9 protein-coding genes are annotated in these 11,095 nt (G+C 66.2%); 1 reads left to right on the forward strand and 8 read right to left on the reverse strand.

Annotation, left to right across the window (positions count from 1 at the left end; translation table 11 throughout):
* Nucleotides 1-18 precede the first annotated feature (18 nt).
* Nucleotides 19-1,479 (reverse strand): hypothetical protein, encoded by a 1,461-nt coding sequence (locus OG326_RS09710; RefSeq protein WP_327144281.1) that lies wholly within the window; start codon nt 1,477-1,479, stop codon nt 19-21.
* A 473-nt stretch (nt 1,480-1,952) separates the two neighbouring features.
* Between OG326_RS09710 and OG326_RS09715 the strand changes: the two genes are divergently transcribed.
* Nucleotides 1,953-2,780 (forward strand): cyclase family protein, encoded by an 828-nt coding sequence (locus OG326_RS09715; RefSeq protein ID WP_442790934.1) that lies wholly within the window; start codon nt 1,953-1,955, stop codon nt 2,778-2,780.
* A 3-nt stretch (nt 2,781-2,783) separates the two neighbouring features.
* Here the strand turns inward: OG326_RS09715 and OG326_RS09720 are convergent, their stop codons facing one another.
* The 7 genes from OG326_RS09720 to OG326_RS09750 form a co-directional block, all read right to left on the reverse strand.
* Nucleotides 2,784-4,346: an FAD-binding oxidoreductase gene (locus OG326_RS09720; RefSeq protein WP_327144283.1), complete on the reverse strand. Its 1,563-nt coding sequence runs from the start codon at nt 4,344-4,346 to the stop codon at nt 2,784-2,786.
* Between the two features lie 75 nt (nt 4,347-4,421).
* Complete coding sequence (locus OG326_RS09725) at nt 4,422-6,662, reverse strand: MMPL family transporter (RefSeq protein ID WP_327144284.1); 2,241 nt, start codon at nt 6,660-6,662, stop codon at nt 4,422-4,424.
* A gap of 36 nt (nt 6,663-6,698) precedes the next feature.
* Complete coding sequence (locus tag OG326_RS09730) at nt 6,699-7,391, reverse strand: O-methyltransferase (RefSeq protein ID WP_327144285.1); 693 nt, start codon at nt 7,389-7,391, stop codon at nt 6,699-6,701.
* Nucleotides 7,388-8,179, reverse strand: coding sequence for an NADPH-dependent FMN reductase (locus OG326_RS09735; RefSeq protein ID WP_327144286.1), 792 nt, complete (start codon nt 8,177-8,179; stop codon nt 7,388-7,390). The genes OG326_RS09730 and OG326_RS09735 overlap by 4 nt, the downstream gene beginning before the upstream one ends.
* Nucleotides 8,180-8,182: 3 nt before the next feature.
* Nucleotides 8,183-8,710, reverse strand: coding sequence for a cupin domain-containing protein (locus tag OG326_RS09740; RefSeq protein WP_327144287.1), 528 nt, complete (start codon nt 8,708-8,710; stop codon nt 8,183-8,185).
* Nucleotides 8,710-9,765: a type III polyketide synthase gene (locus OG326_RS09745; protein WP_327144288.1), complete on the reverse strand. Its 1,056-nt coding sequence runs from the start codon at nt 9,763-9,765 to the stop codon at nt 8,710-8,712. The genes OG326_RS09740 and OG326_RS09745 overlap by 1 nt, the downstream gene beginning before the upstream one ends.
* 38 nt (nt 9,766-9,803) lie before the next feature.
* Entirely contained in the window at nt 9,804-10,760 is a 957-nt protein-coding gene (locus OG326_RS09750; RefSeq protein WP_327144289.1) for a UbiA family prenyltransferase, read from the reverse strand.
* Nucleotides 10,761-11,095 lie beyond the last annotated feature (335 nt).

Genomic DNA, 11,095 nt, shown 5'->3' on the forward strand with positions numbered 1-11,095 from the left:
CGGGCCGTACCGGGTCCGTCAACGTACCAGACGAGTGCCGAGCCTGGCTGCCAGTTCGGCGGACTTGTCGTTCGCTGCTCTTCTGAGTTTTGTTTTTGCCCTCATCGCGATGGCGCGCAGCTGCTCTAGCGCGGTCTCGCTGCCGATCGCCACCAGAGTGTCGAGCCCGTACACGGCTCGCTGATAGGCGGATTGGCGGGGCCAGCCAAGGATCAACGGGGTCAGCTGGCGTGCGGTGTTGTCATCGCCGAGTACGCCCAGTGCGTGCAGGACCCAGCGGTTGCCAGCCGGATAGCCCGCCTGCTGCCAAGCTTCCATTGTCGCCCACGCGAATTCGGCCAGCGATGCGCGATCGGCCGTGTCGGTCACTGCTGTCACGGCCTCGTCGAGGTCGGGACCGTTTGTTCTGAGTGCCGTGATGAGACGGATGACAGCCGCCTCCGATACCACCGATCGGCCATCGCGCAGCAGGATCTGTGGCAGTAGTGCGGGAGCGAACCAAGTTGGCAACCGTGTTGTGCGTGTTAATAATTCGCCGGGAGAGTCGTGAGCGACCGCATGTAGCCGCAGCGCGTGCCGCACCGCTGGTGAGCTGGTCCGTGCCGCTCGGTCGGACAGCAGCCTCATGGCTCGCTGCGGGAACCGCACACCGGCTTTGGCCAGGGCGGCGGCCGCATACCTGTCGTCGATGCGCTCCAGCAGAATCTGGTACGCGGCATCGGTGGGAAACTGGGCCAGCATTCCGGCCAGTAACTGCTTGTCCTTGCCGAACGGAGTTTGGTCGAGCATGACCGCGAGCACCGGCGCACACGCGGGACCGAACCGGGTTGCCATGCCGTACAACGGCCGCTGGCTGGTGTACGTATAGCGGAATGAGCGCCGGTTGATCGCCTCGGCCATCCGGCGGGCCACCGCGGCGATTCGTTCGAGTTGTGCCTCGGTGGTGGCCGACGCGACAAGCAGGTGAACCGGCTCGAGGGTCATCAGCTTGGTGTGTTCCAGCGCGGGGTCTGTCAGGTCGGTTCGTTCCAGCGACGACAGGTCGGCCTCGAGCCAATCCTGCCGTGTGGGTGCGAGATACGAAGTGGAGAGGCGGATCATCGGACTGGGGTCGGTGCGTACGGACGAAAGCCGGTCGACCACGGCCTGATACTCGGTTTCCATTGCGGCGCAAAGGTATGCGCGCACCCTCGCGGCGATACTGTCCAGCCACCACCGCTGGTACATCGACGCACTGTCGGGCGATTGCGGCACCGCTCCCTCGTACACAGCGTGGCCTTCCGGCACCGGGCGATACCACTGCCGGAATGAGATCCTTCTCAGCTGAATCGTGGCTTCGACGGCGAACAACAGGCCGTGCTCGCACACCCATCCGTCCACGAAAAGCGGTGCGATTTCGCGGTGCCAGTGATCGGCGTGCCGCCGATTCCCTTTGGCGGGGCAGCAAACAGTGTGATCCTCCGCCATCATGATGGCCACCGCGGCGGCTCCGGCGGCCGAGGGGCGGTCATTCGGCGAATCGAGATATGCCTCGGCGGCATCCGCGAGCCCGTCTCGGCCCGCATTCCGGGTACCGGCAAGGAAGCGTTCGAAGACGGTGTCGTGGGTGTCGTGCCGGACGTAGAAGTCGGGGTGCCGTCGATGCTCGTCCAGCAGCTTCTCCAACCTCGTCGGGGAACTCGGATCAGCAGCGACCGATTGCTGAATACCATTGTCGCGCACCGACTCAGACTTCATCTGCCAACTCGCGGGCACTTTCCACGAATCCTCATCCTTCATGGCGTTCACGGTAACGATGGTCTCCGACAGGTAGGCGGAAACAGGCCGCCGGCGCTGGAGCCGGACGCCGTCTTCGGACCGCTACCGGTACGCTCGGTCCGGGGAACGCCAGGGAGAGTGATCCGGCGGATAGCCCGATACTGTTGAAATTATGTGGGGGAGTGACTGCTCGGATGTGTTCGCCTCGGATTGTTCGGGTTGCTCATGAGGCGGCTGCGGTGGGAGTGAGTCGGCGGGGATGGTTGGGGGCGGCGGGGCTGGGCGTGCTGGGTGTGATGGCGGGACCTGGTGTGGCCCGGGGGGTTCCGAATGCGGGTGGGACTGTGGTGGATTTGACGCATACGCTGAGTTCGGGGTTGCCGGTGTGGCCGGGGAATTTGCCGTTTGCGTCGGTGCCGGTGGCCTGGCATGAGAACGGCGGGTTCGAGCAGCATGCGCTGGCGTTCTGGGAGCATACGGGGACGCATATCGATGCGCCGCTGCATCGGGTGGCGGGTGGCGCCTCCGTTGATCGGATCGCGGCCGAGGATCTGGTGGCGCCGCTGGTGGTGATCGATATCTCGGGTCGGGCGGCGGCCGATGCCGATGCGGCGGTGACTGTTTCGGATATCGAGCAGTGGGAGGCGGCGCACGGGCGGATTCCGGACCGGGCCTTTGTCGCCATGTATTCGGGGTGGGAGGGGCGGTTGGCGGATGCGGGGGCGTTTCTCAATCTGGATGGTGAAGGGCGGCCGCACGCACCGGGATTCGGGGCGGCTGCCGCGGAATTCCTGGTGTCGCAGCGCAGTATTGTCGGCGCGGGGGTCGATACGCTGAGTTTGGACCTGGCGGTGGGTAAGGACTACGGCGCGCATACGGCGTTTCTCGGCGCGGGACGGTACGGGGTGGAGATGCTCGCGAATTTGGCGCAGGTGCCGCCGACGGGTGCGCGGCTTGTGGTGGGCGCACCCAAGCATGCGGGCGGCACCGGCGGTCCGTGCCGGGCGCTGGCCCTGATCTGAGGGTTACCAGTCCGGCCGATCCAGCGAAAGACTGTGCTGGAACAGGGTATCGGGGTCCCACTGCGTCTTGGCGGCGAGCAGCCGTGCGTGATTGGCGCCGTAGTAGAAGGTGTGCCACGGTACGCCCGACGTATTCCATTGCGCGTCGGCCAGATCCGGATCCGGGTAGTTGATATAGCTGCCGCCGTTGGACTCGTCCGGCACCGGCGCCCCACCGGTCTCGGCGTAGACGTCGCGGTACATTTCCCGCGCCCAGGCAACGTACCGGTCATCGTCCCAGGGTAGGCGCCAGGCGGCGTGGATGAGCATCTTCATGAACGAGTCGCGCGCCGGTACGGCGGTGGCGTCGGCGGCCACCGCATTGGTGGCGCCGCCGAAAGGCAGGAATTCCACCTGTGATTCGCCGACGAAGCGGATATCGGTGAGGTAGCGGTAGAGGATTCGCAGCTGATCGGTCGAATACGCCTTGCGCATATAGGCGGATTTGACCTTCACCCGGAACCCGGGCATCCCCTTCGCGTAGTAGACGCGAGCCACGGTGTCGGCGTAGGAAGCCTGTTCGAGCGGCAGCTGAATCGGTGCGGGCGTCACGCCCTCCCACACGGCGGCGACGAACTCGTCGAACATCGATCGGGCGTCGGGCACATCGGCGTTCAGCAGCACCTGCACCTCGGATCCGGTGATGCCCGGCCGCAGCAGCAGCGGTGCGTAGAGTGCGTTGAACGGATCGCCTGGCGCACTGTGCTTTTCGAAGAAGCCGAGGAAATTGCTGACGAGCCGAAGGAACGAAGTCTCGTCCGCGAACGGCAGGACCAATCGGGTATTGAACATACTGCCCGGCGCCTTCGGCAGTGCCCGCGCCGGATCAGTACCATCGGAATCCTTGGAGCGCAGCAGAAATCGAGTCACCACGCCGAAATTTCCGCCCCCGCCGCCGGTATGGGCCCAGAACAGATCGGCGTTCGGGCCGTCCGCGGTCGCCAGCACGGTGCTCGCCGCGCCGCCCTTGTCGACGGTGACAACCTCCACGCCGTGCAGATGGTCGGCGACCAGTCCGAGCTGTCGCGACAGCGGCCCGTATCCACCACCGCTGGCATGGCCGCCGATGCCGACACCCTTGCAGATCCCCGCCGGAATCGTCACGCCCCAGGTGAGCAGTCGTTCGTACACGGTGCCCAGATCGGTTCCGGCGTCGATCGAGAACGCGCGCTGGGTGTCATCCCACCCCACCGTCCCCAGTCTGCCGATATCGATAATCGACTGCGTCCGATCATTGTCGACGAAATTGTCGAACCCGTGCCCACCCGCCCGCACCGCGATCCGCAATCCGTCGCTCACCGATCGCTCGACCGCCGTGCGCACCTCTTCGGCATTGGCGGGCAAGTAGATCCGCTGCGGCCGTGCGGTGAAACGCCGGTTGTAGCCCCGCTGGGTAAGCGTGTCGTATTGCGGGTCGCCGATGCCGATCACCGCCGGTTCGGCGGCGCCGGCCACCGGCAGTCGCAGGGTTGTCGCCGCCGCACCCATGGTGGACGCGGCAAGAAAACGGCGACGAGACAGCAGCATGGAAACTTCCCCCAGTAGAGCACCGCCGGTTCCGGATTTCCCGGTGGCATAGTGATCGATTATGGGGGATGCGCGCTATTCGCTCTGCGCGGGGATCAATTCCTTTTCGGTGAGACCGATGCGCACGTGCACCGCGCGCAATGGTCGTGGCGCCCACCAGTTCCAGCGACCCATCAGGCGCATGAGAGCCGGGACCAGCAGGCATCGGACGAGCGTGGCGTCGGCCAGCACGGTAATGGCCAGCCCCAGACCCATGAGCTGGATGAAGGACAACCGCGAGAAGACCAGTGCGCCAAGGACGATGGCCATGAGCACGGCGGCGGCGGTGAAGATGCGCCCGGTGCGGGCCAAGCCCATGGCGACCGCATGGGTGTTGTCCTCGGTGGTGCCCCCGGAGGCCAGCCACTCCTCGCGAATGCGGGAGAGCAGGAAGACCTCGTAGTCCATGGACATGCCGAAAGCCAAGCAGAACATCATGATCGGGACATTGGCGACCAGATAGCCGGTGGGTGTGAATCCGAGCAGTCCGGCCAGATGTCCGTCCTGGAACACCCACACCATGGCGCCGAAGGCGGCGGTGAGGGAGAGCATGTTCATCAGCAGCGCCTTGAGCGGGAGCACCACACTGCCGGTGAACAGGAACAGCACGGTGAACATGGCGAGCACGATCCAGATCGCGGCAATGGGGAGCTTCGCGCCGATGGCGTGCAGAGCGTCGAGGTTCTCCGCCGCCGCGCCGGCGAACATGGACGGCACCGGCGGGGGGACCGCGCGCAGGCGATCCAATTGTTGTTCTCCGGCAGTCGAATACGGATCCAGGGCGGTGCCTACGGCGAGAACCGCACCGGCATCGCCGAGCATCCCCGGTGGTGCGGATGCCAGCCGCTGTCCGCCGGCATAGGTTCCCGCCGCGGACAGCACCGCGGAAGCGTGTGGGACCTTGGACAATTCGGCAGCGTAGGCGCCGAGGGCCTCGGTGGTGCCGTGAAAGCCGGGCAGCACCACGGTGACGGCATCGGCGGGATTCTGCGTGAACTCGGTGCGCAGAATATCGCCGACCTCGCGGCTGGAGGTCGCGCCCGCGCGAATGGCCCGATCATCCGGTGCGCCGAATCTGATTCCGAGGAAGGGGGATCCGAGCAGCAGCAGAATCGCCAGCACCGCGAGCGAGATCGGCACCGCGCGCCGGGTGACGGCGGTGACCATGCGATACCAGACGCTCTCCTGCGGCGGCACCGTGCGCACCGGCCCGAGCCGCAGCCAGCGGCGCACGGGCTTGCGCAGATCCAGGGCATTGACCCGGTTCCCGAGCAGCGCCAGGATGGCGGGCAGCACCACGATCGAGGCGACCGCGGCCGCACCCACCACGGCGAGCCCGCTGTAGGCGAACGAGCGCAGGAAGAACATGGGGAACACGATCAGCGCCGCCAGCGAAAGCACCACCACCAGTGCGGAATACAGCACGGTGCGGCCCGCGGTGCAGACCGCGCGCACCGCCGCCTCCTCCAGGCTGTTTCCGGCGTCGATCTCCTCGCGATATCGGGACACGATGAACAGGCTGTAGTCGATCGCGAGCGCCAGCCCCAGGGCGGTGGTGGTGTTCAGGGCGAAGACCGAGACATCGGTCAGTTCGGTGAGAATGCGCAGCAGGGCCATCGTGGTCAGGATGGACACCAGCCCGATAGCCACCGGCAGCAGCGCGGCCACCAGGGAACCGAAGACCAGTACCAGCACGATCGCCGACAGCGGAACGGCGATGGCCTCGGCCAGCGCCAGATCCTGGATGCTGACATTGTTGAGATCACGCAGGGTTGTCGCGTAACCGCCCGCCTTGACCGTCACACCGGGGAATTGCGGTAGCGCACGGACGATTTCGTCGGCCGAGCGCTGCTGGGCGGTGTCGTCTCCGACGATGCGGGCGAGCACCAGCGCGATATGACCGTTCGAACTGCGCAGTGCGGTCCGCAGATCCGGCGCTGTGGTCCAATACGACTGCACCACAGCGATATCCGATCGTGCGTGCAATCGGTCGGACAGTGCGGCCCCGGCCGCCTTCGCCTGGTCGCTGTCCGCACCGCCGGCCGCATCGACCGTGAGAACGAAATTGGGTGCCGCGCCGCCGAATTCGGATCCGAGCAGTGCCGTCGCCCGCGTGGACTCGGCATCGGGGGGTGCGAAGCCGCCCGCCTTCACATGGCTCGCGACGGTGCTGCCGAGAATTCCGCACACGATGAGCGCCAGGAATGTCGCGGCGAGCACCGCCCGCGGCCGAGTGACCGCGAAGCGCGCGATCCGTTCCAACAGCGAACTCCCCATGGTCGCTACCTTTCTCGTCGTCGAGGCGGCGAGCCCCTAGCGCACCCGGGTGATCAGGTCGATGCCGTCGTCGATCGGCAGGGCCGTGCGTACGTACCGCTCCGGCCGTGCCGCCAGATACCGGTGGAAGTCGCCGATCTTGTCCGCATGCTTGGAGACATTGTCCGAGACAATCACCGCCCCCGGGGCCAATATGGGTTCGACGATTCGAAAAATGGGCAGGTGCAAGGGAATCCAGCCGTCCAGCAGTAGCAGTCCGACGGGCTCGGTGAGTTCGCGTAGGGTCTCCCGGGCATCGCCTACCAGAATGCGGGCCCGGTCCGCCAGGCCCGCGGCCGCCAGATTGGCGGTGGCGGTGGCGGCCTTGTGCGGGCTGAGCTCGGTGCCGATCACCTGTGCGCCGGTCTGCTGCGCCGCCGCGGCCAGGTACACCGTCGACATACCGTACGAGGTGCCGTACTCGACAATGGTCTTGGCTCCGGTCGCCAGGGCGAGTTGATAGAGCAGCCGCCCGACCGGGCGCGCGACCGGCAGCAGCGCCTCTTCGGCAACGGTCGTAATCGTCTGCAGCGCAGTGCTGTCCGGCGTCGCGCCGAGGTGCCCGAGCTCGGCGCCCACCGCGCCGAGCAGCGCCCCGTCGGTACGCGCGTCCCGCTCCAGCCGCTCGAGCACGTCGACAACGCGCGCATCGAGGAAGTCCAGCCGGGTGTCGTCGGCGGTATCGATCATGAATGTCCTCCTGGTGATCCATTGCCGGAGCCGATGAGCGTGGTCGCGGCCTCCGCCGCGATCCATTCCGCGGCGACGGCGGGTGTCACACCCGCATTGCGCAGCCGCTCGATCAGGGCCGCGGGCGGTGCGCCGCGACCCAGTGCCTCGCGAATCATCGGTGCGAAGCGGGCGCGCTCGACGGCCTCCCGGCGTTCGTCGAGCAGGGTGGTGGCCGCGGCCGCGGTGCCGGCCCGCAGCAGCGCGCCGAACTGTTCCAGTGCGACGGTGACCAGCGCCCGGACCGCCGCATCGGTGATCTCGGTGCTCCCGTCACCGCTGCGCAGCAGGCTCGGCGCCGAGGCCAGCACGACCTCCGGCTGGTACAGCACGGAATTGCCCAGATATGACAGCACCCGATTGAGATCGGCCAGTCCGCGCGACCCATTGCCGCGCGAGAGCGTGACCACCACCGGCAGTACCGCTTTCCCGCGCAGCGCGCCGCCGCCGTGCGGCCTCGACAGCCAGTCGAGCGCGTTCTTCAGCACTCCGGGTATCGACTGGTTGTACTCCGGCGAGGCGATGATCACCCCGTCCGCGGCGTCGACCGCCGCGCGCAGGGCGGCCACCCCGGGGTGATCCGGGTAGATGTCGATGTCCTCGTTGAACATCGGCACCTCGGCGAGATCCTCGAATACCCGATAGCGGCACGGGAACGGCAGCAGCGCGGGCACGGCGTCGAGGAACGCGCGATTGAAGGACCGGCTCCGGAGCGAGCCGGGTAGCGCGAGCACGCTGGGTATCGGCACGTCTCACCCGCCCGGCGGTTCGTAGCGCAGCTGGGTGAACTGCTCGATGTCGTACTTCTCCCGCAGTGCGACCACCGCCGCCGGATCGACCTTGTCGCCGGTCCGGAAGATCTCGATCAGTCCGTCGAAGTAGTGCTCGTGATCCGGTGGCGGGGAGGCCTGGAAGAACATCTTCGCGGGCTTGTCGGACACATTGCGGAAGGCGTGCGGGCAGCCGGGCGGGACGAAGAGCACGCTGCCGGCCTTCGCGGTGATGACGTGGTGGTCCTCCTCCGAGGTCCATTCGGACCAGTGGCCCTCCTTGGACACCGGATCGAAGGCGAGGAATTCCAGCTCGCCCTCCACGATGTAGAACAGCTCCTCGGAGTGCGCGTGCCGGTGCGCTCCGACATCGAATCCGGGCGGTACCAGCACCTCGAAACTCGATGCGGCGGTGGAGTGTTCGCCGGTGACCTTGAAGACCACCTCGTGCGCCGCGCTGATGAGTCGCTTACCCTCGCCCGGGGCGACATACAGACCCTGAACCGACATTAGACGTACCACTCTCCCAGCGAGATCTCGGCGGTGATGCCCGGACCGAATCCGGCGATGATGCCGCGCCCGATCTTCGGATTGTCGGTGTCCTCGAACAGCCGCCGCATGGCGTCCAGCACCACGGCGCTGGCGATATTGCCGTGCCTGGTGAGGGTTTCGCGGCTGTAGCGGAACTGGTTCGGCGCCACATCGAGGAACTTCGACAGGTCGTCGAGGATGCGCGGCCCCCCGGCGTGCACGATGTAGAAGTCGAGCATGCCCGCGTCCCAGCCCTCCGCCTCGGAGACCTGGCGCAGCACCGGAGCCAAGGGCTCCATGGTGCCCGGTACCCGCTTGTCCAGCTGGAAGTGGAAGCCGGTGGCGCGCACGGCGTAGGAGATCCATTCGGCGGTGCCGGGAATCAGATAGGAGGCATTGCGCCGCAACTCGATTCCCACATCGCCGGTGTTCGCGGTATCGGAGACCACCACCGCCGCCACGGCATCGCCGAAGAGCCCGTTGGACAGCAGGGTGCCCACGGCGATATCCGTCGGCTGGTAGCACAGCGAGCAGAACTCACACGCCACGATGAGCGCATTGGACCCCGGATGCGCCCGGCAGAAGTCGAGCGCCCGCGCGATCGCGGCACCGCCTGCGGCACAACCCAGTTGGGCGATGGGCAACTGCGAGGTGGAGGGCCGGAAGCCGAGTTCGTTGATCATCCAGGCGGTCAGCGAGGGCATCGAGAACCCGGTGCAGGACACATAGATGATGACGTCGATATCGCTCGCGGTCTTGCCGGCATTGGCCAGCGCCTCGGCGACGACGATCGGGACGTAGTGCTTGGCCTCACGGTTGTGCACCAGATTGCGCTCCTCGAAGCCCGGATGCCGCAGCGTGAGTTCCAAGGGCTGCACGATATTCCGGGTCTCGACCCCGGTATTGCGGATCAGGCGCAGCGCCAGTTCCAGATCCGGGTTATCGGCGTGCATGCGCTCGGCGATGGTGAGCGTCTGCTCGAGGGTGACAACTTCCTCCGGGAAGATCACGGCGGGTTTGTGCAGGATCGCCATCCGACGATCTCCTTACTCGTTGTGCGATGGGCGGACGGCTAGCGGGTCGCGAAGACCAGGGCGGCGAGCAGGACGGTCGTCCACCCCACCAGAACCGTGTGCGGGGGAGCGAGTTTCGACCGGAGGCGCAGCGCGACGATGCCGTCCTCGAGTGATTTGCCGCGGACCGCGAGTGCGGTCTTGCCGACAAATCGCACGCCCAGCAGACAGGCGATCAGATAGGGCACCAGACCCCAGTTGGGCCCGGCCATGACCAGAATCGAGGTGGTCACGAGACCCGCACCGACACAGAGCATTACGACGCCGAGGGTGAGCGCGCGGGTCAGCCCGAGCGCCCGCACGTAGGTGCGGATCGAGTACAGCACGTCCTCGGGGAAGTCCTCGGCGTGGTTGATGACGATGATGCCGATATTGGTGCAGGCGAAACCGCAGATCACCCCGACCGCCGCCCAGGAGACGGGTTCCTCGAAGGCGCGCAGGACGAACAGCCCCGGCAGGATGAAGTAGACCGCCAGCAGGACCGGCAGCTGCCAGATGCCGCGCCCGTTGAGATGCAGCGGCGGCAGCGAGTAACCCATGCCCAGCAGCGCCCAGAGTCCGCCGATGAGCAGCAGATCCAGATGCCCGGTGCGGAAGGTCAGATAGCCCTCGATCAGGGCCGCCGCCAGGCTGGTGACCGCGATCTGCCGGACCACCGACCCGACGCCGAGGCCGTAGACCGCCTGCGACAGCCGGGTCTTGTAGATGGCGTCCATCTCGCGATCGGCCAGGCAGTTCGCCATATTCCCGACCTGAATCGAAAGAATCACCACCACTGTCGCCAGCAACATGTTGAGCGACAGCAGTTCCCGCGCCGAATGGGAGACCAGCAGTGCCGGCACCAAGGGCACGGTCAGCGTCAACGGCAGGAATTCGACGCGGCGGATGCGCAGCCCGTAGATCAGCCACGTTCGGGCAGTCGGTTTTTCGGGCGCTTCGGCACCGTCGTCGGTCAATATCTTGACCCATTGTGCCGAAAGCGTTTGTGTTGCGGGATTAATATCCGTCATTTCGACTTTTCTCCGTATAGCAAGATTCTGTCATGCCGGGCGCCGGCCTCCGGAAACTGCCACGTAGCGGGCGGAAACCTGATATGGGCACGAAAAGGCAAGTACCAGAGGGTGTTTCAGAGAATCGGCCGGGAGCTGCGTGAGCGCTGAACCGGCTCGGATGAGCACAGGAGTGCCGCGAAATCAGCGTGACACACGATCTGCGTTTCCGTCAATAGAAACGGATTCTGTTGACGACGTCCGCCGAGTGTGTCACGCTGAATTTGCGCCATTCGTGCGTA

The organism is Nocardia sp. NBC_01327 (assembly GCF_035958815.1).
In the GTDB taxonomy this organism is placed as follows: domain Bacteria; phylum Actinomycetota; class Actinomycetes; order Mycobacteriales; family Mycobacteriaceae; genus Nocardia.